Annotated in this window: 24 protein-coding genes; 16 read left to right on the forward strand and 8 right to left on the reverse strand. The window is 72.6% G+C overall.

From position 1 onward, the window contains the following. Nucleotides 1-26: 26 nt before the first annotated feature. Nucleotides 27-1,103, forward strand: a complete 1,077-nt coding sequence (locus tag FB563_RS37515) for an ATP-dependent DNA ligase (RefSeq protein WP_055709871.1) — start codon at nucleotides 27-29, stop codon at nucleotides 1,101-1,103. Nucleotides 1,104-1,124: 21 nt separating this feature from the next. On the opposite strand, the gene FB563_RS37520 is transcribed toward FB563_RS37515, so the two are convergent. Then, nucleotides 1,125-2,315: a zinc-dependent alcohol dehydrogenase gene (locus FB563_RS37520; protein WP_055709872.1), complete on the reverse strand. Its 1,191-nt coding sequence runs from the start codon at nucleotides 2,313-2,315 to the stop codon at nucleotides 1,125-1,127. Nucleotides 2,316-2,624: 309 nt separating this feature from the next. On the opposite strand from FB563_RS37520, the gene FB563_RS37525 reads away from it, so the two are divergent. Continuing rightward, nucleotides 2,625-3,605, forward strand: a complete 981-nt coding sequence (locus FB563_RS37525; RefSeq protein ID WP_055709198.1) for a DUF3048 domain-containing protein — start codon at nucleotides 2,625-2,627, stop codon at nucleotides 3,603-3,605. A gap of 37 nt (nucleotides 3,606-3,642) precedes the next feature. Here the strand turns inward: FB563_RS37525 and FB563_RS37530 are convergent, their stop codons facing one another. Continuing rightward, entirely contained in the window at nucleotides 3,643-4,107 is a 465-nt protein-coding gene (locus FB563_RS37530) for a MarR family winged helix-turn-helix transcriptional regulator (protein WP_055709199.1), read from the reverse strand. A gap of 183 nt (nucleotides 4,108-4,290) precedes the next feature. Here FB563_RS37530 and FB563_RS37535 point away from each other — a divergent pair, with 183 nt between their 5' ends. The 8 genes from FB563_RS37535 to FB563_RS37570 all read left to right on the forward strand — a co-directional run bounded on the left by FB563_RS37535 (nucleotide 4,291) and on the right by FB563_RS37570 (nucleotide 11,611). Then, nucleotides 4,291-5,046 (forward strand): CoA transferase subunit A, encoded by a 756-nt coding sequence (locus tag FB563_RS37535; protein WP_055709200.1) that lies wholly within the window; start codon nucleotides 4,291-4,293, stop codon nucleotides 5,044-5,046. Continuing rightward, nucleotides 5,046-5,690 (forward strand): CoA transferase subunit B, encoded by a 645-nt coding sequence (locus FB563_RS37540; RefSeq protein ID WP_055709201.1) that lies wholly within the window; start codon nucleotides 5,046-5,048, stop codon nucleotides 5,688-5,690. Before FB563_RS37535 ends, FB563_RS37540 begins: the two co-directional genes overlap by 1 nt. Then, a complete protein-coding gene (locus tag FB563_RS37545; protein WP_055709202.1) occupies nucleotides 5,687-6,898 on the forward strand; it encodes a thiolase family protein in 1,212 nt (403 codons plus the stop codon). The genes FB563_RS37540 and FB563_RS37545 overlap by 4 nt, the downstream gene beginning before the upstream one ends. A gap of 14 nt (nucleotides 6,899-6,912) precedes the next feature. After that, nucleotides 6,913-7,686, forward strand: a complete 774-nt coding sequence (gene pcaH, locus FB563_RS37550) for a protocatechuate 3,4-dioxygenase subunit beta (protein ID WP_055709203.1) — start codon at nucleotides 6,913-6,915, stop codon at nucleotides 7,684-7,686. Nucleotides 7,687-7,691: 5 nt separating this feature from the next. Beyond that, a complete protein-coding gene (gene pcaG / locus FB563_RS37555) occupies nucleotides 7,692-8,294 on the forward strand; it encodes a protocatechuate 3,4-dioxygenase subunit alpha (RefSeq protein ID WP_055709204.1) in 603 nt (200 codons plus the stop codon). Continuing rightward, complete coding sequence (pcaB, locus tag FB563_RS37560; protein ID WP_055709205.1) at nucleotides 8,291-9,631, forward strand: 3-carboxy-cis,cis-muconate cycloisomerase; 1,341 nt, start codon at nucleotides 8,291-8,293, stop codon at nucleotides 9,629-9,631. The genes pcaG and pcaB overlap by 4 nt, the downstream gene beginning before the upstream one ends. Further along, on the forward strand, nucleotides 9,628-10,755 hold the full coding sequence (gene pcaDC / locus FB563_RS37565) for a bifunctional 3-oxoadipate enol-lactonase/4-carboxymuconolactone decarboxylase PcaDC (protein ID WP_055709206.1): 1,128 nt from the start codon (nucleotides 9,628-9,630) through the stop codon (nucleotides 10,753-10,755). The genes pcaB and pcaDC overlap by 4 nt, the downstream gene beginning before the upstream one ends. 64 nt (nucleotides 10,756-10,819) lie before the next feature. Continuing rightward, nucleotides 10,820-11,611 carry an SDR family NAD(P)-dependent oxidoreductase gene (locus tag FB563_RS37570; RefSeq protein WP_055709207.1) on the forward strand — a complete coding sequence of 264 codons (792 nt, stop codon included), beginning with the start codon at nucleotides 10,820-10,822 and terminating at the stop codon, nucleotides 11,609-11,611. Here FB563_RS37570 and FB563_RS37575 read toward each other — a convergent pair. Further along, nucleotides 11,509-14,322, reverse strand: coding sequence for an ATP-binding protein (locus FB563_RS37575; protein WP_079049028.1), 2,814 nt, complete (start codon nucleotides 14,320-14,322; stop codon nucleotides 11,509-11,511). The genes FB563_RS37570 and FB563_RS37575 overlap by 103 nt on opposite strands. Nucleotides 14,323-14,754: 432 nt before the next feature. On the opposite strand from FB563_RS37575, the gene FB563_RS37580 reads away from it, so the two are divergent. Then, nucleotides 14,755-15,852, forward strand: coding sequence for a DUF2510 domain-containing protein (locus FB563_RS37580; RefSeq protein ID WP_142219202.1), 1,098 nt, complete (start codon nucleotides 14,755-14,757; stop codon nucleotides 15,850-15,852). 177 nt (nucleotides 15,853-16,029) lie between these two features. On the opposite strand, the gene FB563_RS37585 is transcribed toward FB563_RS37580, so the two are convergent. Continuing rightward, nucleotides 16,030-16,644 carry a TetR/AcrR family transcriptional regulator gene (locus tag FB563_RS37585; protein WP_055710573.1) on the reverse strand — a complete coding sequence of 205 codons (615 nt, stop codon included), beginning with the start codon at nucleotides 16,642-16,644 and terminating at the stop codon, nucleotides 16,030-16,032. Between the two features lie 247 nt (nucleotides 16,645-16,891). Here FB563_RS37585 and FB563_RS37590 point away from each other — a divergent pair, with 247 nt between their 5' ends. Together FB563_RS37590 and FB563_RS37595 are read left to right on the forward strand one after the other, a co-directional pair. After that, a complete protein-coding gene (locus tag FB563_RS37590; protein ID WP_055710574.1) occupies nucleotides 16,892-17,698 on the forward strand; it encodes a phosphatase PAP2 family protein in 807 nt (268 codons plus the stop codon). Further along, nucleotides 17,695-18,642: a DMT family protein gene (locus FB563_RS37595; protein WP_055710575.1), complete on the forward strand. Its 948-nt coding sequence runs from the start codon at nucleotides 17,695-17,697 to the stop codon at nucleotides 18,640-18,642. The genes FB563_RS37590 and FB563_RS37595 overlap by 4 nt, the downstream gene beginning before the upstream one ends. Nucleotides 18,643-18,716: 74 nt before the next feature. Here the strand turns inward: FB563_RS37595 and FB563_RS43355 are convergent, their stop codons facing one another. The 3 genes from FB563_RS43355 to FB563_RS37605 form a co-directional block, all read right to left on the reverse strand. After that, nucleotides 18,717-18,881 (reverse strand): hypothetical protein, encoded by a 165-nt coding sequence (locus FB563_RS43355; RefSeq protein WP_159045658.1) that lies wholly within the window; start codon nucleotides 18,879-18,881, stop codon nucleotides 18,717-18,719. A 62-nt stretch (nucleotides 18,882-18,943) separates the two neighbouring features. Continuing rightward, a complete protein-coding gene (locus tag FB563_RS37600) occupies nucleotides 18,944-19,810 on the reverse strand; it encodes an LURP-one-related family protein (RefSeq protein ID WP_055710576.1) in 867 nt (288 codons plus the stop codon). A gap of 66 nt (nucleotides 19,811-19,876) precedes the next feature. Next, a complete protein-coding gene (locus FB563_RS37605) occupies nucleotides 19,877-21,925 on the reverse strand; it encodes a phosphocholine-specific phospholipase C (RefSeq protein WP_142219203.1) in 2,049 nt (682 codons plus the stop codon). Nucleotides 21,926-22,169: 244 nt separating this feature from the next. Here FB563_RS37605 and FB563_RS37610 point away from each other — a divergent pair, with 244 nt between their 5' ends. Genes FB563_RS37610 through FB563_RS37620 form a run of 3 tightly spaced genes read left to right on the forward strand, consistent with a single transcriptional unit; the run spans nucleotide 22,170 to nucleotide 24,327 of the window. Continuing rightward, nucleotides 22,170-23,234, forward strand: coding sequence for an aromatic ring-hydroxylating oxygenase subunit alpha (locus FB563_RS37610; protein WP_079048984.1), 1,065 nt, complete (start codon nucleotides 22,170-22,172; stop codon nucleotides 23,232-23,234). Then, nucleotides 23,231-23,401: a hypothetical protein gene (locus FB563_RS37615; RefSeq protein WP_107100740.1), complete on the forward strand. Its 171-nt coding sequence runs from the start codon at nucleotides 23,231-23,233 to the stop codon at nucleotides 23,399-23,401. The genes FB563_RS37610 and FB563_RS37615 overlap by 4 nt, the downstream gene beginning before the upstream one ends. After that, nucleotides 23,398-24,327 carry a PDR/VanB family oxidoreductase gene (locus FB563_RS37620; protein WP_199832949.1) on the forward strand — a complete coding sequence of 310 codons (930 nt, stop codon included), beginning with the start codon at nucleotides 23,398-23,400 and terminating at the stop codon, nucleotides 24,325-24,327. Before FB563_RS37615 ends, FB563_RS37620 begins: the two co-directional genes overlap by 4 nt. Before the next feature lie 13 nt (nucleotides 24,328-24,340). On the opposite strand, the gene FB563_RS37625 is transcribed toward FB563_RS37620, so the two are convergent. Further along, a complete protein-coding gene (locus FB563_RS37625; RefSeq protein WP_199832948.1) occupies nucleotides 24,341-26,485 on the reverse strand; it encodes a discoidin domain-containing protein in 2,145 nt (714 codons plus the stop codon). Nucleotides 26,486-26,578: the final 93 nt, after the last annotated feature.

The following is a 26,578-nucleotide window of genomic DNA, read 5'->3' on the forward strand; positions in this document are numbered from 1 at the left end:
GGAGGTGTGCGAGCAGAATCGGTGGCATGGATCTGCCCGTCATGCCGCCCGTGAAGCCCATGCTCGCCAAGTCGGTGGCGAAGATCCCGCCGGGGATGCACTACGAGGCGAAGTGGGACGGGTTCCGTTCGATCGTGTTCCGGGACGGGGCCGACGTCGAGCTGGGCAGCCGTACCGGGAAGCCGTTGACCAGGTACTTTCCCGAGCTGGTGGCGGCGCTGAAGGAGCGGGTGCCCGAGCGGTGCGTGCTGGACGGGGAGATCGTGATCGCGCGGGAGGGCCGTCTGGACTTCGACGCGCTGACCGAGCGGATCCACCCGGCCGACTCCCGGGTGCGGATGCTGGCCGAGCGGACACCGGCGTCCCTCGTCGCCTTCGATCTGCTCGCGCTGGACGACGAGTCCCTGCTCGACGTCCCGCTGACCGACCGCAGGGCCCTGCTGGAACGGGCGCTCGCCGACGCCACACCGCCGGTGCATGTGGCGCCCGCGACGACCGACATGGAGGTGGCCCAGCGGTGGTTCGAGCAGTTCGAGGGGGCCGGGCTCGACGGAGTCGTCGCCAAACCGCTCGACCTGCGCTACCGGCAGGACGAGCGGGTCATGTTCAAGGTCAAGCACGAGCGGACGGCGGACGTCGTCGTCGCCGGGTACCGGTTCCACAAGAGCGGGCCGGTGGTCGGCTCGCTGCTGCTGGGGCTGTACGACGACCGGGGGCAGCTGCAGCACGTGGGGGTGTCGGCCGCCTTCCCCATGAAGAGGCGGGCCGAACTGGTCGAGGAGCTGGAGCCGCTGCGCATGGACGACGTGTCCGGGCATCCGTGGGCGGCCTGGTCGGAGGAGGCCGCCCATGAGACGGCCCGGCTGCCGGGCGCGCCGAGCCGCTGGTCCGGCAAGAAGGACCTGTCCTGGGTGCCGCTCCGGCCGGAACGGGTCGCCGAGGTGGCCTACGATCACATGGAGAACGGGCAGCGCTTCCGGCACACCGCCCGTTTCCGCCGCTGGCGCCCGGACCGCACGCCGGAGAGCTGCACCTACGCCCAACTGGAGGAGCCGGTGCGCTACGACCTGGCGGAGATCCTGGGCGAGAAGGACCGGGGCTGAGCCGACTCGGGCCCCGGAGCGCTACGGCTGCATGAGGACCTTGATGGCGCCGTCCTGCTTGTGCTGGAACATGTCGTAGGCGTGCGGTGCCTCGTCGAGCGGCAGCCGGTGGGTGGCGAAGTCGTCGACGCCGAGCGGGTCCTCGTCGGTGAGGTAGGGCATGATCTCGTCGCTCCAGCGGCGGACGTTGGCCTGGCCCATGCGCAGCTGGATCTGCTTGTCGAACAGGGTGAGCATCGGCATCGGGTCGGCGGTGCCGCCGTAGACGCCGCTCAGCGAGATGGTGCCGCCGCGCCGTACCAGGTCGATCGCCATGTACAGGGCTCCGAGCCGGTCGATGCTGAAGCGTTCCGCGAGGGGTGCGCTGAGCTTGCGGGGCAGCAGCCCGGTGGCCGTCTGTGCGAGCTTGGCGGCGGCGCTGCCGTGGGCCTCGGTGCCGACGGCGTCGATCACGGCGTCCGGGCCCCGGCCGCCGGTCGCGTCGTGGATCGCGTGGACCAGCGCCTTCTCGTCGTCGAAGGCCCTCAGGTCGTAGGTCTCCACGCCGTCCCGGTCGGCACGCGCGAGCCGTTCCGGCACCAGGTCGATGCCGAACACGCGCTCGGCGCCGCGCGCCTTGGCGATCCGGCAGGCCATGTCGCCGATCGGGCCGAGGCCCAGGACGGCGAGGGTGCCGCCGGGCGGGACGGCGGCGTACTCGACGGCCTGCCAGGCGGTGGGCAGGACGTCGGAGAGGTAGACGAAGCGGTCGTCCGGCGGGCCCTCGGGCACCTTCATCGGCCCGAACTGCGCCTGCGGCACCCGCAGATACTCGGCCTGGGCGCCGGGGACGGCGCCGTACAGGCGCGTGTAGCCGAACAGGGCGGCGCCCATTCCCTCGCCGGTGACCTGGGTGGTCTCGCACTGGGTCGGCAGCCCGGTCAGGCACATCCAGCAGTTGCCGCAGGCGATCTGGAACGGCACCACGACCCGGTCCCCGGCCCTGAGGTCCGGCACTCCGGGGCCGACCTCCTCGACGATGCCCATCGGCTCGTGCCCGAGGATGTCACCCGGTGTCATGAACGGGGTGAGCACCTCGTACAGGTGCAGGTCCGAGCCGCACAGTCCGGTGGACGTGATGCGGATGACGGCGTCGGTGGGCTCTTCTATCCGCGGGTCGGGCACGTCCTCGACCCGGACGTCCCGCCTGCCCTGCCAGGTGACTGCCTTCATGGGAGCGCCCTCCCTCGGTCGCGTGGGCGATTCGCGGTGGCGCCCGGGTACCCGCGCCCACCAGCACCGAACCCCTCGCGTCGAGCCGGGGCGGTGGTGGGCCGGTCCCCGGGCTGGGGGCCGGCACCGAGGGGGCCGGGGGCGCGACCGCCCGGCCCACAGGCCCCCGTCAGGGTCGTGTCCGGAGCCCGAACGGCCCACGGAGCGCGCATGACCGTATGCGTTCGGGTATGGCCAGCGATGACCCTATGAGCGCACAATCGGACAAATGAACGGGGTGGCACGGTGGGCCTGAGACACAGAGCGTGCATGCGACGCGGGACGCTGACGGCGACCGCACTGACGGTCTCGCTGGCCGTCTCCCTCACGGCCGGCTGCACCCACCACCGCCGGGACGACGACCGCGCCCCACAGCACACGCCGGCACCCGCGGCACCCACGGCACCGCCCGCCCCGACGCGCTCGGTCACGGCGGCCGGTTCCCCACTCGCCGTGAAGATCGACAACGTGCCCGCGGCCCGCCCGCAGACCGGGCTCGACGCGGCGGACGTGGTCTACGCCGAGCAGGTCGAGGGCGGCCTGAGCCGGCTGATGGCGGTGTACGCGACCAGGCTCCCGCAGACCGTCGGGCCGGTGCGCAGTGCCCGCGAGTCCGATCTGGAGCTGCTGCGCCAGTTCCACCGGCCGACGCTCGCCTTCTCCGGCGCCCAGCACAAGCTGCTGCCGCTGATCGACCGGGCACCGCTGCGCGCGGAGTCCCCCGACCGGGCCCCCGCCGCCTACTACCGGGGCACCGCCAAGGCCGCCCCGCACAACCTCTATCTGCACCCCGCCACGCTGCTGCGGTCCGCCCCGGGCAGGGCCGCGCTGACGACCGGCTTCGGCTACGGCCCGGCTCCGTCCGGCGGCACCCCCACGGCCGCGCGCACCGTCCGCTACCCGGCCGCCCGCTTCACCTTCACCTGGTCCGCCGGGCGGCACCGCTGGCTGGTCGCGATGGACGGCACGCCCACGGTGACGACGGACGGCGCGCGGGTGGCACCGGCGACCGTGGTGGTGCAGTACGTGAGGATCCGGACCTCCCGCTACCACGACGTGCTCGGCAACCACACGCCGTACACCGAGACGGTCGGCTCGGGGAGGGCACAGGTGCTGCGCGACGGCCGGTCCTTCGACGCCTCCTGGTCACGGCCGGCCGCGACGGACGGTACGACGTTCACCGCGGCGGACGGCGGCCGGATGAACTTCGCCGACGGCCAGGTGTGGGTGGTGTTCGCACCGGCGCCCTGAGCTTCCGTACCGTTCCGGTCGGCCCCGCCAGCCCCGGTCAGCCCCGCGAGGCCAGCGGTTCGGCCGGGTTGCGCAGGCCCTCCGCCGCGTCCGCGACCCGGCGGATCAGATCGAAGAACACGGTCTGTTCCTCGGCCGACAGCGGCGCCAGGAAGACCTGGTTCATCCGGGCGGTGCGCACGGTCAGCTTGCGGTGGGCGCGCCTGCCCTCGTCGGTGAGCCGGAGCAGGAAGCGCCGGCCGTCCTCCGGGTCGCGCACCTTGGTCAGCAGCCCCCGGCGGCCGAGCCGGCTGATGACCTCGGCGATGGTCGAGCGGTCCAGGCCCACCCGCTCCCCCACGGTCCGCTGGTCGAGGCCGGGCTCGGCGACGAGCGCGTTCATGACCGCGAACTGCGGCGAGGTGATCTCCTCGGAGACCATCGTGTTCCACAGCAGGTAGTGCGCCTGCTGCAGCCGCCGGGCCAGATGCCCGGGATGGGTGGTGAGGTCCACCGCGGCCATGTGCGCTCCCCTGATCATTTCGTCGGTGCACTGAACGATACCGGTCCACCGACCTCTCTGTCTCCCGCCGGGTAGTGCGAACGGTCCATGTCTTGACGGACATCTCTTCCGGTGGCAGCGTGTGGAACACCTCGCTTAAATACTCAGTGCGCTGATTAATGGCGAAGAGATGAGGCTTCACGGATGGACAAGGTGGTCGCCACGGCCCTTCAGGCGGTGGCCGATGTGCCGGACGGCGCGTCCCTCGCGGTCGGCGGATTCGGGCTGAGCGGTGTGCCGAACGTGCTGATCCAGGCGTTGTACGAGCGCGGAGTCGGCGGGCTCTCGGTCGTCTCCAACAACTGCGGGGCGATGGAGTCCGGTCTCGCGGTGCTGCTGGCCGCGGGGCGGATCAGCCGGGTGACCGGCTCCTACATCGGCGCCAACAAGGAGTTCGCCCGCCAGTACCTGGGCGGTGAGCTGGAGCTGGAGCTGATCCCGCAGGGCACGCTGGCCGAGCGGCTGCGTGCGGGCGGCGCCGGCATCCCCGCCTTCTACACCCCGGCCGGCGTCGGCACCCAGGTCGCCGAGGGCGGCCTGCCGTGGCGCTACGACGGCGCGGGCGGCGTCGCGCTGGCCTCCCCGCCGAAGGAGGTGCGGGAGTTCGACGGCGTGGAGTACGTCCTGGAGCGCGCCATCCGCACCGACTTCGCGCTGGTCAGGGCCGCGAAGGGCGACCGGCACGGAAACCTGGTCTTCAACAAGTCCTCCCGCAACTTCAACCCCCTCGCGGCCATGGCGGGGAAGGTCACGGTCGCCGAGGTGGAGGAGCTGGTCGAGCCCGGCGAGATCGACCCGGACGCGGTGCACCTGCCGGGTGTCTTCGTGCAGCGGGTGGTGGCGCTGACCCCCCAGCAGGCGGCGGACAAGCGGATCGAGCAGCGGACGGTGAGCAGCTGATGGCCTGGACACGTGAGGAGATCGCCGCGCGCGCGGCCCGCGAGCTGCGCGACGGCCAGTACGTCAACCTCGGCATCGGCCTGCCGACGCTGATCCCGAACCACCTGCCCCCGGGCGTGGAGGTGGTCCTGGAGTCGGAGAACGGCATTCTGGGCACGGGCCCTTACCCGGCCGAGGACCAGGTCGACCCGGATCTGATCAACGCGGGCAAGGAGACCGTGACGGTCCTGCCGGGCGCCTCCTTCTTCGACTCCGCGCTGTCCTTCGCGATGATCCGCGGCGGGCACATCGACGTGGCCGTGCTCGGCGCGATGCAGGTCTCCGCCGGCGGCGACCTGGCCAACTGGGCCGTGCCGGGCAAGCTGGTCACCGGGATCGGCGGCGCGATGGACCTGGTGCACGGCGCCCGTCAGGTGATCGTGGTGATGACCCACACCGCGAAGGACGGCTCCCCCAAGATCCTCAAGGAGTGCACACTGCCGCTCACCGGCAAGGCCTGTGTGAACCGGGTCATCACCGACCTCGCGGTGCTGGACGTCACCGAGCGGGGCCTGGCCCTGGTGGAGACGGCGCCCGGTGTAGCCGTTGACGACGTCGTCGCCCGGACCGACGCCGAACTGGCCATCGTGGAGAACCTGCTGTGAACGCGGTCAACACGGTCTACCTCGTCGACGCCGTCCGCACCCCGATCGGCCGCTACAACGGTGCCCTGGCCTCCGTGCGCCCGGACGACCTCGCCGCCCACGCGATCCGTGCCCTCCTCGACCGGACCCCGGACCTGGACCCGGCCCGGATCGAGGACGTCTACTTCGGCAACGCCAACGGCGCCGGGGAGGAGAACCGCAACGTCGCCCGCATGGCCGCACTCCTCGCCGGACTGCCCACCTCCGTGCCCGGCGTGACCGTCAACCGGCTGTGCGCCTCCGGCCTTGAGGCGGTCGTCCAGGCGGCCCGTGCCATCGCCGTCGGCGACGCGCACATCGCCCTCGCGGGCGGCGTGGAGTCCATGACCCGCGCCCCCTACGTCCTGCCCAAGTCCGACCGGCCCTTCCCGGCCGGACACGCCGAGCTGTACTCCACGACACTCGGCTGGCGCATGGTCAACCCGGAGATGCATCCGCAGTGGACCGTCCCCCTCGGCGAGTCCGCCGAACTCATCGCCGACAAGCACAAGATCAGCCGTGAGCAGCAGGACGAGTTCGCCCTGGCCTCCCACCGCAAGGCGGCCGCAGCTTACGAACAGGGCCTGTTCGACGCGGAGTTGACGCCCGTGCCGGTCCCGCAGCGCAAGGGCGACCCGGTGTCCTTCGCCGCCGACGAGTGCGTACGGCCGGACGCCTCCCTCGCCGCGATGGCCAGGCTCAAGCCGTCCTTCCGGGCCGAGCACGGCACGGTCACCGCGGGCAACGCCTCCCCGCTGAACGACGGCGCCGCCGCCCTCCTCCTCACCGACGAGGAGGGCCTGAGGGTCACCGGCCGCGAACCGCTCGCCCGAATCTCGGCGACCGGGGTGTCCGCGACCGACCCGCACTACTTCGGACTCGCCCCCGTCGAGGCCGTCAACCGGGCTCTCACCAAGGCGGGCAAGGCCTTCGGCGACCTGTCGGTCCTGGAGCTGAACGAGGCGTTCGCCGCTCAGGTCCTCGGCTGCCTCGCCGAATGGCCGGAGTTCGACCCGGCGGTCCTCAACCCCCAGGGCGGCGCCATCGCCCTCGGCCACCCGCTCGGTGCCTCCGGCGCCCGCCTGGCCGGCACCGTCGCCCACCAGCTCGCCCGCCGGGGCTCCGGCACCGGCGTGGCCACCCTCTGCATCGGCGTGGGCCAGGGCCTCGCCCTCGTACTCGAACGCTGACCCCAGGACTTCCCATGACTCTCACCCAGGCCGACATCGACCTCGAAATCGCCGCCGAGCACGCCGCGTACGAGAAGCGTGTCGCCGACGGCGCCCCCGTCGAGCACCATCCGCGCCGTGACTACGCGCCCTACCGCTCCTCCGTGCTCCGGCACCCGAAACAGCCCCTGGTCGCCATCGACACCGCCCAGGACCCGGAGCTGGTGGAGCTGCACTCGCCCGCCTTCGGGGAACGTGACATCACCGCGATCGACAACGACCTCACCCGGCACCACCGGGGGGAACCGGTCGGTGAGCGGATCACCGTCTCCGGGCGGCTGCTGGACCGCGACGGGCGCCCGGTGCGTGGCCAGCTGATCGAGATCTGGCAGGCCAACTCGGCCGGCCGCTACGCCCATCAGCGCGAGCAGCACGACGCCCCGCTCGACCCGAACTTCACCGGCTTCGGCCGCACCCTCACCGACACCGAGGGCCGCTACCACTTCACCACCATCCAGCCCGGCCCCTATCCGTGGCGCAACCACGTCAACGCCTGGCGCCCCGCCCACATCCACTTCTCGGTGTTCGGCGCGGCGTTCACCCAGCGGCTGGTGACGCAGATGTACTTCCCGAACGACCCGCTCTTCCCGTACGACCCGATCCTGCAGTCGGTGACGGACGACACGGCCCGCCGACGGCTGGTCGCCACCTACGACCACAGCCTGTCGGTGCCGGAGTTCTCGCTCGGCTACCACTGGGACATCGTGCTGGACGGCCCGGCCGCCACCTGGATCGAGGAAGGACGCTGACCGCCATGACGAAGACCGACCCCAGCAGCCCGGGGCAGGTGCTGCCCACGCCGTCCCACACGGTCGGCCCCTTCTACGGCTACGCCCTGCCCTTCCCCGGCGGCGAGGAGATCGCCCCGCTCGGCCACCCGGACACCGTCACCGTGCACGGGTACGTCCTCGACGGTGCGGGCGAGCCGCTGCCGGACGCGCTCGTCGAGCTGTGGGGCCCGCGCCCCGACGGCACGGTGCCGCAGGTGGACGGCTCCATCCGGCGGGATCCGGCCACCGGCGGGTATCTGGGCCGCAACGGCGTGGAGTTCACCGGATGGGGACGCAGCCAGACCGATGCGAACGGCCACTGGTACGCGCGTACGCTGCGGCCCGGCGCACGCGGACGGAACGCGCCGTACCTGAGCGTCTGCGTCTTCGCGCGCGGCCTGCTGGTCCACCTGTTCACCCGCGGCTACCTGCCGGACGACGAGGCCGCGCTCGCCGCCGACCCGCTGCTCACCCGCGTGGGCGACCGGCGCGACACGCTGATCGCGGCCGCGGAGGGCCCGGGCACCTACCGTTTCGACATCCGCCTTCAGGGCGAAGGCGAGACGGTCTTCCTGGAGTACCAGTGACATCTGCGTCCCCTCCGTACACCGACACCGGCCTGCTCGCACCCGGGTGGGGGCTGTCGGGCGCCGCGTCCGAGACCAGTGACCACGCGTATCTGCGGGCGCTGCTCGACGCCGAGGCCGCGCTGACCCGGGCGCAGGCCGCACTCGGACTCGCCCCGGCCGGAGCCGCGGCGGCGGTGACCGAGGCGGCCGTCCCGGAGCGGTTCGACATCCGGGACCTGGCCGCGCGGACCCCGGCCGGCGGCAACCCGGTCATCCCGCTGGTGGCCGACCTGACCAGGGCGGTCGGCGAGGAGTACGGCCCCTACGTCCACCGGGGCGCCACCAGCCAGGACATCATGGACACCGCGACGATGCTGGTCGCCGCGCGCACCCTCGGCCTGGTCCTCGCCGACCTCGGGCGCACCGAGCGGGCGCTGGCCGGGCTCGCCGCCGGGCACCGGGAGACGGTGATGCCGGGACGGACGCTCACCCAGCACGCCGTACCGACCACGTTCGGTCTGAAGGCGGCCGGCTGGCGCTCACTGGTCCTGGACGCGCTCGACCGCCTCACCGGGGTACGGGACTCGCTCCCCGCCCAACTCGGGGGCGCGGCCGGCACCCTGGCGGCCTTCCGGGCGTACGGCGCCGAGGACCCCACCGCGCTGACGGGGGCGTACGCCCGCGAAGCCGGCCTCGCCGCACCGGAGTTGCCCTGGCACACGCTGCGCACGCCGATCGCCGACCTGGCGGGGTGCCTGGCCTTCACGGCGGGGGCGGTGGGCAAGCTCGCCGTGGATGTGCTGACGCTGTCGCGCACCGAGATCGGCGAGGTGAGCGAGGGCAGCGGCGGCGGCTCGTCGGCCATGCCGCACAAGGCGAACCCGGTGCGCGCCACCCTCCTCCTGGCCGCCGCCCGGCGTGCCCCCCAGCTCGCGGCCACGCTGTACGGCTGCGTCGCCGCCGAGGACGAGCGGCCGGCCGGCGCCTGGCATGCCGAGTGGGAGCCGCTGCGCGACCTGCTCCGGCTGGTGGGCGGCGCGGCCGCCCACGCGGCCGAACTGGCCGAGGGGCTGCGTGTGCACCCCGCGGCGATGCGCCGGAACCTGGACATCACCCGGGGCCTGATCGTCTCGGAACGGCTGTCGGCCGCCCTCTCCCCCGTCCTCGGCCGGGCGCGTGCCAAGGAGCTGCTGACCGGGCTGGCCCGCCGCGCCCACGCCGAGGACCGCTCGCTACGGGAACTCCTCGCGGAACAGGAGGAGCTGAAGGACATCGACCTGGACGACCTCTGCGCCCCGGCCCACTACACCGGCTTCGCCGGGACTCTCACCGACCTTGCCCTGGAGCGACGTTGACCGAGAAACTCCTCAACCACCTGGCGGAAGGTCCGGCTTCCGCGCCCCCGCTGCTGCTCGGATCCTCCCTGGGCACCTCGTACGCCCTGTGGGACGCGGTCGCGCCCGAGCTGTCGGCCGCCCACCGTGTGGTGCGCTGGGACCTGCCCGGCCATGGCGGGTCGGCGCCGGAGCTGATCGGACCGGGTGCGACCGTCGGCGACCTGGCCGCGCTGGTGCTGGCCCTCGCCGACGCGCTCGGCATCGACCGGTTCGCCTACGCGGGCGTCTCCCTCGGCGGCGCCGTCGGCCTGCACCTGGCCGTGCACCACCCCGACCGGCTGACCTCCCTGGCCGTGCTGTGCTCCTCCGCCCGCTTCGGCGACGCCACGGCCTGGCGGGAGCGGGCGGACCGGGTGCGCCGCGAGGGCATGGAGTGGCTGATGGAGAGCGCCGAAGCGCGCTGGTTCACGCCCGGCTTCACCGTGCCGAGGCTGGTGCGGGACCACCGGGAGGCCGATCCGGAGGCGTACGCCGCGTGCTGCGACGCGCTCGCCGCGTTCGACCTGCGCGAGCGGCTCGGCGAGATCGCCGTACCGACGCTGCTGGTGGCGGGCAGGCAGGATCCCGCGACGCCGCCCGCGCATCTGCGGGAGATCGCCGACGCGGTGCCCGGCGCGACGCTGGTGGAGCTGCCCGGCGCCTCCCATCTGGCGCCCGCCCAGTGCCCGCGGGCCGTGCTGAGCGCGCTGCGCACCCAGCTCGACGGGCCGCCGGCCAGCGGGATGGCGGTGCGCCGGGAGGTGCTGGGCGACGCCCACGTGGACCGGGCGCAAGGCCGGCAGACCCCGATCACCGCGCGGTTCCAGGACTTCATCTCCCGCTACGCCTGGGGCGAGATCTGGACCGATCCCACGCTGTCCCGGCGCGAGCGCAGCATGATCACGCTGACCGCGCTGGTCGCCCACGGCCACTACGACGAGCTGGCGATGCACGTCCGGGCGGCACGCCGCAACGGCCTGACGCCCGAGGAGATCGGCGCGGTGCTGCTGCAGACCGCCGTCTACTGCGGGGTGCCGGCCGCCAACTCCGCCTTCACGACCGCCCAACGGGTGCTCGAGGAGGAGGCCGGCGACGGAAGGTGACCCTGCTGGTCGTAGCTTCGACAGCACCACCCTGCCGACAGCGGGCCGTGCCTAGGCTGGCCGCATGTCCACCATTCTGATCACCGGCGCCACCTCCGGACTCGGCCGGTACGTGGCCTTCGAACTGGTCCGCTCCGGCCATGTCGTGCTCGCCCACGGCCGGGACCGGGACCGCACCGAGCGCCTGGTCGCGGAGCTGCGCACCGAGGGCCGGGCCGAGGGGTTCGTCGCCGATCTGGCCCGCCTCGCCGAGGTGCGCGAGCTGGGCGCACGGGTCGCCGAGGCGCATCCCGGCCTGGACGTGCTGATCAACAACGCCGGGGTGGGCGGCGGCACGCCCGGTTCGGGGCGGGAGCTGAGCGCCGACGGGCACGAGCTGCGGCTCGCCGTGAACTATCTCGCGCCCGTCGTCCTCACCCGGTCCCTGCTGCCGGTCCTGCGGAACAACGCGCCGGCCCGGATCGTGAACGTCGGCTCGGCCGGCCAGGAACCCCTCGACTTCACCGACCCGGAACTCACCCGCGGCTACAGCGGGATGTCGGCGTACTGCCGCAGCAAGTTCGCCCTCGCCGCGCACACCTTCGCGCTCGCCGGGGAACTCGCCGGCAGCGGGGTGTCGGTGAACGTCCTGCACCCCGCCACCTTCATGGACACGGCGATGGTCCGCGAGAGCGGCATCGCCCCGTGGAACTCGGTCGCCGACGGCGCCCCGGGCGTACTGGCCCTGGCCACCCGGGAGTCGGGCAGCGGCGGCTACTTCGACGGCACGCGACGGGCCCGGGCGCACGAGGAGACGTACGACCCCCGGGTGCGGGCGCGCCTGGCGGCGGTCACGGAGCAGCTGCTGACGGTATGAGGTCCGCCAAGGGCGCTACCGCAGCCCCGCCCCGTCTCCAGCACCTCCCTCGCCTGGGTCACCAGGCCCTCCGCGCCGCACGCCCGGGCGAGGTCCAGGCCGCGGTTCAGTTCCGTGACGGAGCGGGCGGCGATGCCGTACTCGACGCGGGCCGCCGCGTGTTCGTACTGGCAGGGTGAGGCCTCCAGGTAGGTGACGGCCCGGGCGGCGAGCTGGACCGCGCGCCCGCCGGTCTCCAGGGCGGCGGCGCAGCGCAGGGCCTCGCCGATGGCGGTGTCCGTGCCGAAGCGCTCGGCCTGCCGGCGGGCGTCTGCGGCGAGCTGGGCGGCGCGGGCCGGGTCCTGGTCGGCGAGGGCCTTGGCGAGGTCGATGGACCAGGGCGACAGGACCGGGTTGTGGCCGCCGCGCGAGGAGGCGGTCTTCTCGGCGGCCTCCAGTTCGTGGACGCCCTCCTCGGTGCGGCCGACGGCGAGCAGCAGCCGGCCGCGCACACAGCGGATGTCCGGCAGCACGATCGTGGAGGGGTAGGGCGGCGCGAAGCCGTACTGCTCGGCGATCGACCAGGCCTCGTCGGTACGGCCGCGGGCCAGCAGCGTGTCGACCAGTCCGCAGGTCGCCGACCAGTACAGCGGCAGGCGGCGGCCGACGCGTTCGGCGAGGACCAGGGCCTCGCGCAGGGTGGACTCGGCGTCGCGCAGCCGCCCCTGCCTGCGGTAGGCCAGCCCGAGGAAGGCGTTGGCGAGGGAGAGGTGGCCGCCCCGCCAGCCGGCGCCGGTGTAGACGCGCAGGGCCTCGGCGAACAGGCTCTCGGCGCGGTCGAGCCGGTCGGCATAGGCGTAGGAGCTGCCGAGCATCATCAGCAGCTCCATGCCCCACTCGGGGTCGGTCCAGCCGAGGCCGGGGGCGAGGCGGCCGTTGACGAGGGCGCGGTCGCACAGTTCGAGCACCTCGTCGGCGCTCTCGCCGTGGGTCATGGCGTCGAAGCCGCGCAGGATGAGCAGGGCGCGTTCGGCGTTGTCGCGGCCGTCGCAGGTGGAGGCGAGTTCGGCGAGGCGCCGGGAGCGGGCCGGGGAGACGGTCTCGCCGTGGATGCCCTCCCACATGAACTGCACGGCCTGCAACCGCAGCTTCACGGGGCCGGGTTCGTGCCGGGCGGCCTCGGCCTCGACCGTGCGGACGGCCTCCTCCAGCTGGTCGTTGTGGAGCAGCGCCTGGGAGAGCCGGACCACCGCGTCGACCCGCCGCTCGCCGTCGAGTCCGGGCATGCCGAGGGCGTGCTGGAGGTGTTCGATGGTGACGGCGGGCGCGGTGAGCAGGGTGGCGCAGCCCAGTTCGTACAGGACATGGGCGTGGACCTCGGGGAGCGGCGGCTCCCGCAGGGCGCGTTCGAGACAGGTGCGGGCCGCGTCCGGGGCACCGACGGCGAGGTGTTCGCGGGCGGCCTCGCGCAGCTGCTCGACGAGTTCCTCGTCGCCGTCCGGGTGCACCTTCAGCAGGTGCCGGGCGGCCTGTGCGGCTCCGCGTCCGAGCTCGGTGATGATCTGGGCGGCGACGCCGTGCATGGCGGTGCACACCCCGGAGGGGATGGAGTGGTAGACGGCGCTGGCGATGAGCGGGTGGACGAACTCCAGCTCCCCCTGCTCGCGTTCGGCGCCGGCGCCCTGTGTCCCGACGGGCTCGGGCTCGGTGAGGATGCGGGCGGTGCAGAGCAGGTCGGCGCAGTGGCGGGCGACGGCCTCGTCCATGGTGGCGAGGCGGGCGACCATGTCGACGGTGATGCCGGTGCCGAGGATGGCGGCGGCCCAGGCGAACTGGGTGGCCTCCAGGCCGAGCCCCTTGAGCCGGTCGACCAGTCCGCCGCCGCGGGCGGCGCGGTTGAGGGCGCGCAGTTCGCCGGCCCGGGCCTCGACCGGCTGCACCTCGCTGTCCTGCACCTTGGCGAGGAGTTCGACGGTCTCGTAGGGGTTGCCCGCGGTGACGGCCCAGACCTCGCGGCAGAACGCGTCGTCGGCGTGTCGGCCGAGGGTGGCGCGGGTGAGTCCGGCGGCGGCCTCCGGGGTGAGGGCCCTGAGGTTGGTGACGGGGCGGCCCGCGGCGGCGGCCACCGCGTCGAGGTGGCGGGCGCTGTCGCCGCTGACCTCGCCGGGGCGGCGGGCGACCACGACGAGGACGGAGAGGTCGTCCAGGCGCTCGGCGAACGCGGCGAGCCAGCGCAGGGTCTCCTGGTCGGCCCAGTGCGCGTCGTCGATCAGCAGCACCAGCGGCCACTCGCGGCGGGCGAGCCGGCGCACCGCGGCGACGAGTCCGTCACACACGTACTGCGGGTCGACGCTGGCCTCCTGCGGATCCGCTATGCCGAGGGCGGGTCCTGCGATGTCGTACCAGTCGCCGAGGTACTCGCGGGCCTCCTCGGGCAGTAAGGACAGCAGGGCGGGCTGGAGCAGCTGCCGTACCACGTTGAACGGGACGGACCTCAGGGTCTCCGCGCCCCGCGCGGACCACACGGCGCAGCCCCGGCGCTCGGCGATGCGGCGTGTCTCGGCCAGCAGCGCGGTCTTGCCGAGTCCCGCCTCGCCGCGGAGCACCAGCAGACTGCCCGCGGACGACTGGTCGGCGCACAGGAGGTCGAGTGCCTGTGCGACGGTGGCGATCTCCGCGTCCCGCTCCCACAGGGAAGCCGAGGCGGCCGCCGGCGGCCGTCCCTCCGTCATCCCGTTACCTCCCCAGGTCGCCCGAATGACGTACAGACCATGAGCGTAGCCGTCCGGTGGGGGGTGTGGTGGCCGGTCGGGGCAGCTGTTGCCCCGGCGGGTGAAAGCGGGTGCGGACGGGCGACGCGCACCGGGCCCGAACAGCCGGTCAGTAACGGACGGGGCGTCAACCACCGTCCGGGGGAAGCCGGTTCGAAGTCCGCTCCCCCGCCCGCGGGCCGAGGGTGCGGGCGCTGCGGTGAGGCCGGTGGGCGATCGGTTCGAGTGACACGAGTCCGGTGTACGCCGCCCCGGTGTCCTCACGCCGTGGCACGGTCGTCCCGGCGGACGTGCGCGTGAGGAAAAAAATTCCGGCTGCCGAAATGTCCGGTCCGATCGATTCGCGGCGGATCCTCTCATCACACTTTCACGGTCGCCTCATACGGTGGGGTCATGACGCAGGTGACTCCCCCCGGGTGGTACCCCGACCCCGGGCAGACGAACGACGGTCCACCCACCGAGCGCTGGTGGGACGGCAAGGCCTGGACGGACCAGACCCGCCCCGCCGGGACGGCCGCCACGTGGGGTCCCCCGACACAGCCGCCGCCGGCCGGCGGCCCGCAGCCGGCGCAGCCCGCGGCACCGGCGGCTCCCCCGGCCCATGGCGCGCAGCCCGGGTATCCGGCGTATCCGGGCTACCCCGCCCCGCCGCCGGCCGCGTCCCGGCGCCGGGTGCGCACGGGTGTGGCAGTCGTGGTGGCGAGCGCGGTCCTGGCGAGCATCGCGGTCGGCGTGTGGGCCCTGACCAAGGATCCCGGTGGCGGCAGCGCCGACCGGGCCGGGTCGCGACAGGGAGCCGCGGGCGGGCAGAACGGCGGGCCGGGCGGCGGTTTCGGCGGTCAGGGCGGGTCGGGGGGCTCGGGCGATTCCGGGGGCTCGGGCGATTCCGGGGGTTCGGGCGGTTTCGGCGGTCCAGGCGGGTCCGGCGGGGCCTCGCCGTCGCCGAACCAGTCCGAGGCACCCGAGGTCAAGGGCGGGGGCACGGTGCCGGACCCGGTCAACGGCATCAGCCTGCCGGTGCCGAAGGGCTGGACCGGGCGGACGATCAGCCTCGGCGCGGAGGTGACCGCCGACGGCTCGTACAAGTGCCCGGGCGACTCGACACAGACCTGCGTCCCGGGCGGCGCCTACTCGGCGCCGGCCCGGGCCCTGGGCACCAAGGGCGACACGGCCGAGAGCGTCGCCGAGGCGGACATCGCGGCCAACGCCAAGGAGTCGTACGGCGACGGCGGCATCACCTCGCACCGGGTGCTGGGCTCCGGCGCGGTGACGGTGGCCGGGCAGAAGGGGTACATGGTGCGCTGGAAGGCGGTCACCAGCAAGGGCGCCGACGGCTGCGTCGAGTCGGTCGCCTTCCCCTCGCCCGACGACACCAAGCAGATCGTGGTGGTGCGCTTCGGCATCGACGTCGGGAAGGACACGGCGGTCATCGACGAGATCCTCAAGGGGATCAAGGTGTCGTCCGGCAGCGGGAACGGCCAGGACGTCTGACCCACGACCGCCGGGACATGATCCGGTCCGCGGCCGCCCCGACGTGATGCGGCCGGGTGGGGCACCCCTCCGCTCAAGAGGAGCCCCACCCGGCCGGGGGGTGCGCGCCGCCCCCGTCCCCACGGTGCGGCGCGGGCAGGTCACCGTTCAGTCATCCCGTGAACGGCGGCCTGGGTCTCAGGTCAGCCCCAGCGCGGGCAGCACGGTGGCCTCCACGAACCGGCTGAGATAGTCGCCGTCGGCGTACTGGCCGCAGAGCATCGGCCGGACCCGCAGCACGCCGAACATCATGGCCGGGACGTACTCCAGCGCCGGGTGGTCGGCCCGGACCTCGCCCCGGGCCACGCCGCGCTCGAGGATCTCCTGCAGCGCGGCGATCTCCGGGTACACGAGCGCCTCGCGCAGCGCCTGGGCCAGCTCCTGGTCGGCGGTGACCGCGGGCCCGAGGGCCTGCAGCAGCTTGGTGTCCTTGCCCGACCAGTCCCCCGCGGCCCGCGCGGCCTGGCGCAGGTCCTCGGCGAGCGAGCCGGTGTCGATGCCGGAGAACCGCACCCGGCGGTTGGCGCGCAGCGCGGCCGCGACGAACTGCGGCTTGGTCTTCCACTGCCGGTAGAGCGTGGACTTGCTGCACCGGGTGCTGGCGGCGACGCCCTCCATGGTGACGGACTCGTAGCCGCATTCGCGGATCTGGTCCAGCACGGCGTCGAAGAACTCCCGCTCACGCTCGGGCGTGATCTTGGAGCGGCGCGAGGCGACGACCGTCTCCGGTCCGTCCGCGGCCTGCGACGTCATGCGGTGCTTCCCCTCACTCGTGTCCGGGTGGCCCGGCAGCGCACACCCCGCTCAAGCATCGCTGTCGCGGCGCGGCCGACCCTGTCTCCCAGTGTGTCGTACATCAAGCGATACGCAAGTGTACCGGTACTCGAGCGTATCGGTACACTGGCGTATCGGTACGATGACGTATCGATGAGCTTCGGCCGTGGGAGGCGGAGCTCCTGAGCACCACCACACGCACCACCGTCAGCGAGGGGGCCGGGGGATGAACGCCCGAACCGAGCCTGCAGAGGCAGCAGCGGAGCTGCCGGACGCGACCGCGCGCCCGGCGCTCATACGTGAGCTCCTGCTGGTCGCGGGGCTCTTCCTCGTCTACAAGCTCGGCCGGCAGCTGGCCACCGGGCACACCGCGCACGCCCTGCACAACGCCCACCGCATGTGGGACCTGGAGCGGGTGCTGCGTCTCCCCCACGAGAACGCCGTGCAGTCCGCACTGCTGCACGGCGACACCCTCGTCCGCCTCGCGAACGCCTACTACGCCACCGTCCACTTCCCGGCGACCCTGGCCTTCCTGGTCTGGCTGTATCTCAGACGGCCCGCCCACTACCTGTGGGCCCGCCGGGTCCTCGCGGTCCTCACCACGGCCGCGCTCGTGCTGCCGTTCACCTTCCCGCTGGCCCCGCCGCGGATGCTGACCGGCACCGGCCTGGTGGACACCGCCCGGGTCTACGGCCCGGACGTGTACGGCCCGCCGTCCAGCGACCACCTGTCCAACCAGTTCGCGGCGATGCCGTCGCTGCACTTCGGCTGGGCGCTGATGGTGGCGATCGGCCTGATCGCGGCCACCCGGTCCCGGTGGCGCCTGCTGTGGCTGCTGCACCCGCTGATCACCCTGCTGGTGATCGTGGGCACCGCGAACCACTACTGGCTCGACGCGATCGTCGCGACGGCCATGCTCGGCGTCGCCCTCGCGGTGATCCATCCGCCGCACCGGACGGCCGGCACGCCCGGCCGCGGCGCCGGCCGGCTGGCGCCGCCGCGCGAGCCCGTCCTGGCGGGAGCGGGCCGGTGAGCGCCGCCGCCGCGATCGCCGTCGCCCTCTCCCTGGTCTCGGCGGTCGCCTACGCGCTGGCCGCCGTCGCCCAGGAACGCCTCGCCTCCCGCACCGCCGGCACCGGTCTGCTGCGGTTGCTCGGCACCGGCGCCTGGTGGTCGGCGGTCGGCCTGAACGCGGGCGCCGCCCTGCTGCACGTCGTCGCCCTCAAGTACGGCCCGCTCACCCTCGTCCAGCCGCTCGGCGCGCTCACCCTGGTCGCGGCCGTACCGCTCGGCGCGCGGGCGGCCGGGCGCCGGGTCAGCGCGGTGGAGTGGCGGGGTACGGCGCTGACGCTGCTGGGGCTCGCCGCGCTGCTCGTCACCGCCTCCGGTCCGGCGCCCGCGCGGGTGCTGTCACTGACCGAGGCACTGGCGGTCGCCGGTACGACCGCCGCCACGATCGGCATGCTCTCCTGGCCCGGCACCCGGCCGGGCCTGCGGCACGCCACGGCGTCCGGTTTCGCCTCCGGCGTCGCCTCGGCGCTGACCCAGACCGTGACCGTGGCGGCCACGGACCGCACGGGACCGGCCCTGAGCACCGAAGTCGTCGTGGTCGCGGTGCTCGTCGCCGCATTCGCCGTCGGCGGGCTGCTGCTGTCGCAGACCGCCTACCGCGGCGGCCTCGGCGCGCCGCTGGCCGTGGTCACCCTCGCCAACCCGGTGGCCGCCGCGGTGATCGGCCTCACGCTGCTCGGCCAGGGCCTCCAGGGCGGCCCCGCCGGGATCCTGCTGGCCCTCGCCGGGGCGGGTCTGGCCTCCTGGGGCGTGGTCCTGCTCACCCGGGTCGCACCGGAGGCGGCGGCCGGGGACGACGACCACCCCGTGGCCGCGGTACTGGCACTGGAGCCGGGCACGGCGACCGCCGAACCGGCGCTGGTGCCACGGCAGCCGGAACAGCCCCCACACCTCACGGCGCTCTGACTCCCGCCTGCGCCGGCCTGACCCGGAGCGAGTCACGGGTGCGGGCGGTGCCGGGCCGGATCACTCCGGGTGCGTCAGTGCTTCCTTCTGCGGACTGCACCGCCGCCGGCAGGCAGAGCGGCGGCGCGCTCCAGACCCGGGCGCTCCTCGGGCGATGCCCCGGCCGGCGCCGCGCGCAGGGCGATCGCGACCAGGTCCGCGTCCCGGGCGACAGGTACGACGACGGCCGGTGCGCGCACTTGCGGCGCACCGGCCGCGTCGCCGTGCTCTCCGTGTCCTGTTCTCCCCCGTCGGGGCCCGCTCAGTTCCAGCCTCGCGAGTCCTGCTTGAGCGCGGTGTCGACCGTCAGGGCCGTCGCCACCACGAGGCTCAGCAGCGGCTCGGGCAGCTGGTAGTGGATCTGCAGGACGTAGTTGTCCGCGGTCGTGAAGAGCGTCTTGGCGAGGCCCTCCCAGGTCTTGGTGATCCGGGCGACCTCGTTGTCCGCGTGGTCGACGATCGCGAAGTTCCACGCCCGCCAGTTCTCCGCCTTGATCGCGCCTACCTGCCGGCCGTCCGCGTTCATCGCGAAGTTGATCTTCCCGATCATGTTCTGCTGGACGATCTCACCGACCGGCGAGCCGTCCGGACGCGTCACGATCACCCGGGACTTGAAGATCTTCGCGGGCCGGGTCAGCAGCAGCTGCGGCTGGCCGTAGGCGTCGCGGATCTCCAGCTTGTGGGTCAGGAACTGGTCCCAGTTGGAGATGAAGCGGAAGATCTTCCGCAGTACGCCCTGCCCGACCTCGGTGACCGAGCCGATGTCCCGGCCGTTCTGATCCATGACCTTGTACTCGTTGGTCACCTCGATCAGCTTGGCCTTCTGGTTCACGACCAGGACGGGCTCGGTGAAGAGGGTGCCGCCGCCGGCGCCGCCGCCCTGGATCCCGGCCTGCTGCTGCACCTGGCGCTGCACCTTGGGGTCGGCGGTCTGCGCCTGCGGGGCGCCGTAGTGCTGGGGAGCGGCCTGCTGTTGGGGGACGGCCTGCTGCTGCGGAACCTGACCGGCGGGCTGCTGCGCCGGGTTGGTGTGCTGGGTCCACTGCGTGCCGTCCCAGTAGCGGAGCGTCTGCGCCGCTCCGTGCGGATCCGGGTACCAGCCTGCCGGAGTGTTCGATTGCGTGGTCACCGGGGCACACTACCCTGATATGACCGGTACCTGACCAGTCCGCACGGAGCGGTGTTCATCGCCCGTTCACTCCGCGGCGATCGCCGGGTCGCTGACGCCGGGACGGCCGTTCTCGACGTGGCCGGCGAAGCCGCGCACGAAGGCCGGGTCGGCCTCCGAGGTGACCGTCACGTCGTACCAGCGCTTGCTCGCCGTGAGGTCCACGGTGTGCCTGACGGTCGCGCCGGGCCGTACGGTCACGGCGACCGGACCGCCGCCGTACCCATTGACGACCTTCAGCCTCACCGTGCCGGAACCCTTGTTGGTGAAGGTGAGTTCCAGGTCGTCGCCGACGTGCCGCGCGGTCGCCTCCGGCCCCGCTGCCCCGCCCTTGCCCTTGAAGACGCGCAGGAAGCCGTTGGGGCCGTGCACGGCGAGGTCGTGCACACCACCGGAGTAGGCCGAGTTCCAGGTGTCGGTCAGGGACTTGCCGGCCGTGGTGGTGTAGGTCCAGGGGCCGTCGCTGCGGTTGCCGGAGGTCACCAGGAAGGCGGCACCCGCGTGCGCCCCCGAGGCGAACGTGAGCGTGATGGTGCCGGCCGCCGTGTCCGCGGAACCGTCCACCACCGGGGCGTACTTCAGCGGACGGGCGGGCCGGCTGCCGCGCTCCTGCCGGGGCAGGGCGGGGTGGGCGGGCGGCTTGGGCACGTAGTCGGGGTGCCGCTTGTTGTCCGGCGGCTCGTAGGCGGCCGTGGACGGCAGCGTGACCGGCTTGGTGTCCTTGCGGGAGAAGTCGAAGGCGCTGGTCAGATCGCCGGTGACGGCGCGGCGCCAGGGGGAGATGTTCGGCTCGTGCACGCCGAAGCGGCGCTCGATGAACCGGACGATCGAGGTGTGGTCGAAGGTCTCGGAGCAGACGTAACCGCCCTTGCTCCACGGGGAGACGACCAGCATCGGCACGCGCTGGCCGAGCCCGTAGGGGCCGGCGACATGGCTCGCGTCGCCCTTGTACAGGTCGAGGGCGGGGTCCACGGTCGACTTGCCCTGGGCGCCGGAGGCCGGCGGGTACGGCGGGATGACGTGGTCGAAGAAGCCGTCGTTCTCGTCGTAGGTGATGAACAGCGCGGTCTTGCCCCACACGTCCGGGTTGGAGGTGAGCGCGTCCAGGACCTGCGAGACGTACCAGGCGCCGTAGTTCGCGGGCCAGTTGGGGTGCTCGGTGAAGGCCTCGGGGGCGACGATCCAGGAGACCTGCGGCAGCTTGCCGGCCTTGACGTCGGCCTTCAGCTGGTCGAAGAAGCCCTCGCCCTTGCGGGCGTCGGTGCCGGTGCGGGCCTTGTCGTACAGCGGGTCGCCGGGCTTCGCGTTCCGGTACTGGTTGAAGTAGAGCAGGGCGTTGTCGCCGTAGTTGCCGCGGTAGGCGTCCTCGATCCAGCCCCAGCCGCCGTTCGCGTCCAGCCCGTCGCCGACGTCCTGGTAGATCTTCCAGGAGACCCCGGCCTGCTCCAGGCGCTCGGGGTACGTCGTCCAGCCGTAGCCCTTCTCGTCGTTGCCGAGGACCGGGCCGCCGCCCTGGCCGTCGTTGCCGACGTAGCCGGTCCACATGTAGTAGCGGTTCGGGTCGGTCGAGCCCATGAACGAGCAGTGGTAGGCGTCGCAGATGGTGAAGGCGTCCGCGAGGGCGTAGTGGAACGGTATGTCCTCGCGGGTCAGGTGCGCCATGGTCGTGGTGCCCTTGGCCGGCACCCACTTGTCGTACTTGCCCCCGTTGAAGGCGGCGTGCGTGTCCTGCCAGCCGTGCGGCAGGTCCTGGATGAACGCGAGGCCCAGGTCGTCGGCGTCCGGGTGGAAGGGCAGGATGTCCTTGGTGCCGTCGGACTGCTTCCAGACCGAGCGGCCGTTCTGCGTCACGGAGCGGGGGTCGCCGAAGCCGCGGACGCCGCGGAGCGTGCCGAAGTAGTGGTCGAAGGATCGGTTCTCCTGCATGAGGACGACGATGTGCTCGACGTCCTTCACCGTCCCGGTGCGGTGGTGCGCGGGCAGGGCGGCGGCACGCTGGATGCTGCTGGACAGCGCGGTGAACGCCGTGGTGGCGCCCGCGAGTTGGAGGAAGCGGCGCCGGTTGACTTCGGCCATGGGTCTGAGGGTCCTCTCGTCCTGACGTACGTGATGCCGTTCAAATGACGGAATCTGCGCGCAGCGAGTGTTCCAAGAGCAGCAAACGTCAGGGAAGGGTCTGGTGGCGCCTGTGTGAAAGTCGTCGGTCCGTGCGGTGCCACCACCGTTTCCACGAAGGCTTCCGCCAGACGGAAGTTGGCATTGTGCACCGTGCCGCACCTCCCGACGATGTGGCCACCACCCACAGACGGGAGCCGCAGCCATGCCGCATATGACCGCTTTCGCGCGGAATCAGTGGTACGTCGCCGCCTACAGCGAGGAGGTCGGGCGCGAGCTGCTCGGCCGTACGATCCTCGGGGAGCCGCTCGTCCTCTACCGCGCCGAGGAGGACGGCACCCCGGTCGCCCTGCACGACCGGTGCGTCCACCGCCGCTACCCGCTCTCCTCCAGCGGCCTGGACGGCGACCGGATCGTCTGCGGTTACCACGGTTTCACCTACGACCGCACCGGCGCCTGCGTGTACGTGCCGGGCCAGAAGCGCATCCCGCGCACCGCACGCGTCGCCTCCTACCCGGTGGTGGAGCAGGACTCGCTCGTCTGGGTGTGGATCGGCGACCCGGCGCTCGCCGACCCGCGGACGATCCCGCGCGCCCGGCACCTGGACTCCCCCGGCTGGACCACCGTGCGCGGGATGGAGCCGATCGACGCCGACTACGGCCTGCTCGTCGACAACCTCCTCGACCTGTCCCACGAGACGTATCTGCACGGCGGTTTCATCGGCACCCCCGAGGTCGCCGAGACGCCCATCACCACCGAGGTGGACGAGGGCGCGGGTGTGGTCCGGGTCAGCCGGCACATGGACGACGCCGAGTGCCCGCCGTTCTACGCCCGTTCCACCGGCATCGAGGGCCGCATCACCCGCTGGCAGGACATCGAGTACCACGCGCCCTGCCTGTATCTGCTGCACAGCCGGATCGCGCCGGTGGGCGTCGTCCCCGGGCCGGACGGCAGCGACCCGCACGGCTTCCACACGGAGATCACCTACGCCATCACGCCGTCCACCGACGGCAAGGTGTACGACTTCTGGGCGGTGTCCCGGGACTGGGCGACCGAGGACGCCGAGGTCACCGAGTTCCTGCGGGGCAACAACCACACCGTCGTCATGCAGGACGTGGACGCGCTCAACCTGCTGCAGCGCACCCTCGGCACCGAACGCACCGGCTACCAGGAGCTGAGCATCAACATCGACACCGGCGGGCTGGCCGCGCGCCGCATCCTGGCCCGGCTGGTCGAGGAGGGCGACAAGCCGGTCGAGGGGGTCCGGTGAGCCCCGGCACCGGCGAGGTCTACCGGATCGACTGGCTGCCGGGCACGGATGTGCTGCACGGCACCTGCCACTGCGGTGCGGAGCACACCGCCGAGGACCCGGTGGTGATGTGGGAGTGGATGCTGGCGCATCCCGAAGGACACGACAGCGAAGAGGCCGTACGGTGACCGAGCATGAACTCGTTGTCGCGGCACGGGAGTTCGCCGCCGACTGCGTGCTGGCGCTGACGCTGCGCGATCCGCTGGGGCGTGAGCTGCCCGCCTGGGAGCCCGGCGCGCATGTGGATCTCCTGCTCGGGCCGGGACTGGAGCGGCAGTACTCGCTGTGCGGCGACCCGGCGGACCGGACGGCGTGGCGGATCGCGGTGCTGCGCGAACCGGCCGGGCGGGGCGGCTCGGCGTATGTGCACGAGCAGATCTGCGAGGGCGGGAAGATACGGGTGCGCGGGCCGCGCAACCACTTCCGGCTGGAGCCCGCGCCCCGCTACCGGTTCGTCGCGGGCGGCATCGGCATCACCCCGATCCTGCCGATGCTCGCGGCGGCCGAACGGGCGGGCGCCGACTGGAGTCTGCTCTACGGCGGCCGCACCCGTGCCTCGATGGCGTTCACCGGGGAGCTGGCACGCTACGGCGGCCGGGTGACCCTCGCCCCGCAGGACGAGACCGGGCTGCTCGACCTGGGCCCGGTGCTGGACGACCCGTCCGACGGCACCCTGGTGTACTGCTGCGGTCCGGGGCCGCTGCTGGACGCCGTCGAGGAGCGCTGCCCGGCCGGAGTGCTGAGAGTGGAGCGCTTCCAGCCGAAGGACCAACGCGGTCACGAGGACGAGGAGTTCGAGGTCGTACTCGCCCGCAGCGGCCGTACCGTCACCGTCCCGCCGGCGGTGTCCGTGCTGGACGCGGTGCGCGCCGCCGGGGTCGAGGTGCTGTACTCCTGCACGGAGGGGACGTGCGGCACCTGCGAGACCGATGTGCTGGAGGGCGCCCCGGACCACCGGGACGCGGTCCTCACCGAGGAGGAGCGGTCGGCGGGTGACACGATGATGATCTGCGTCTCCCGGTGCCGGGGCGCCCGTCTGGTGCTGGATCTGTGACGCGGTCCTGGAGTCAGGACGTCAGGTACGCCTCCACCTCGCTGAACTGCCCGGCCGGCCAGCCGGTGTTGGCGCTGACGGTGAGGCGGAGGTACCGCAGGTTCGTGGTGCCCGGCAGGGCGACGGTGGCCGTGTTCCCGGTGGCCGGGTCGAAGCGGTAGCCCTGGGCGCCCACGACGGTCGAGTAGTTCGAGCCGTCGGTGCTGCCGAGCACGGTGATGGTCTGGGTGCGGGCGCCCCACGCCGAGGACGGCGGCAGCTTCAGCACCAGGCGGCGTACGGCGTAGGACGAGCCGAGGTCGACCGCCCAGGACTGGGGAAAGGCGTTGTTGGTTGACTCCCAGTAGGAGTTCGGGTCGCCGTCGACCGCCTTGCCGGGCGTGTAGACGTCCTGGGAGCCGGTCGCGGTGGCCGGGCGGCCCTTGGCGAGGTTGCGGTTCGGGTCGGGGTCCGGGTTGCCCTGGCCGGGCTGCGGCCAGGTCGAGCAGTCCGACCAGGTGCTGGACCAGCCGGAGTTGCCGCCGCCGTCGGTCAGCGTGAAGGAGCCGGAGTTCGCCGGGTAGGGGCAGTTGTAGACGCCGGCGGCTCCCACCTGGGTGGCGGTGACGTTCTTGAAGGTGGCCGCGCCCTGTGCCTCGGCCTGGACGACGACCGTGCCGGTGTTCCGCACGGTCGCCCCGGTCACGTTGACGTTCCGGACCGGGTACCCCTGCCCGCCGCCGGAGACGAACTCGAAGGCGCTGTACGGGCTGTCGGTGATGGTGGTGTTGGTGATGTCGACGGTCGCGTTGATCGCGCTGTCGTAGGAGTCGACGCGCAGCGCGCCCATCGGATGGTTCCAGTTGGGGTTCATCGCGCCGGTGCGGACCAGGGTGTTGCCGTCCACGGTGATGGTGCCCGCCAGCGGGGAAAAGGGGTCCAGGAACTTCTGGTTGGAGATCGCGATACCGCTGCCGAGGGCGTTGGTGTCGGAGATCAGGTTGTTCTTCACGGAGATGTCGGTACCGCCGTAGATCGCGATGCCGTTGGCGAGGTTCGGCTGCGAGATCGTGTTGTTCTGGAAGCTGGAGTCGGTGTCCGGCGAGTACAGGGACCACATGGCGAGCGAGTCGTCACCCTGGTTGCGCAGGAAGTTGTTGCGGACGACGACACCCTTGGCGGTGCCGTTGAGGTTGATGCCGTCGGCGGTGGTGTCGAGGATGCGGTTGTTCTCCACCACCAGGTTGTCGTCGTTGCCCATCAGCCACATGCCGCACTTCATGTGCTGGATCCACATGCCGGAGACGGACGAGCCGGGGCCGAGCGAGCCGTTGACGAAGTTGTCCGGGTTGGAGTCGACGCGCTCGGTGACCTCGCCGATGACCGCGAAGTCCTTGAGGTGGACGTTTCCGGAGGAGCTGGACTGGTCGATGAACCGGGAGGTGTGCACCACCGAGTACCAGCTGCCGGCACCCTGGAGCGTCACGTTCTGCACGCCGTTGAGGGACGAGGTGATCCTGTAGTCGCCGGGCGGGATCCACACCGTGCCGCCCTGGGCGGCGGCGATGGCGTCCCGGAAGGCCTGGGTGGAGTCGCCGTTGCCGCTGGGATCGGCGCCCTTGGAGACGACCGACACCGAGCCGGCGGGCTGGGAGGCGGGCGCCGCGACCTGCTCGAAGTCGGCGACGTCGACGGTGACCTGGGTGCCGGCCGACTCGAAGGCGACCTTGTCGCCCGCCTGGACGCTCTGACCGAGCATCAGGCGCGCGTCGTCGAAGAAGTGATGCTGCTTGGCGCCGGGGATCCAGCCGGTGTCGACGTAGGAGTACTTGGAGGTGACGGTCAGGGTCCTCGCGAGCTTGACGCCGTTGACGTACACGTCGAGCGTGCCGGACTGGCCGTCGGGGACGCTGTAGGAGACGTTCACGGCGTTGGCTGCCCGGGGTGCCGTGAACTCGACGCGCTGTCCGGAGGTGAGGCGCACGGCCTGCCGTCCGGATGCCTCCGAGGCGAGGGTGCCCTGGGTGTAGTCGGGACCGATCTTCGTGCCGGTGGTGGTCGCCGACTCCGCCTCGACCGAGGTGAAGGGGAGGCTGGCGCCGGCGGCCGCGTGGGCGGCGGGTGCGACGGCGGCGAGCATGCCGGCGGCGAGAGCCACAGCGGCCGCAATGGTTGGCATGCTCCTGACAGTCTTGACGGCTCTGTCCCTGGTGCTCTGCATGTGCTGGTCCCTTCGGGGTGGGGTGCGGGAATGGCGCGATGCGTCGGCGGC

It is taken from the genome of Streptomyces puniciscabiei (assembly GCF_006715785.1).
Taxonomy (GTDB): domain Bacteria; phylum Actinomycetota; class Actinomycetes; order Streptomycetales; family Streptomycetaceae; genus Streptomyces; species Streptomyces puniciscabiei.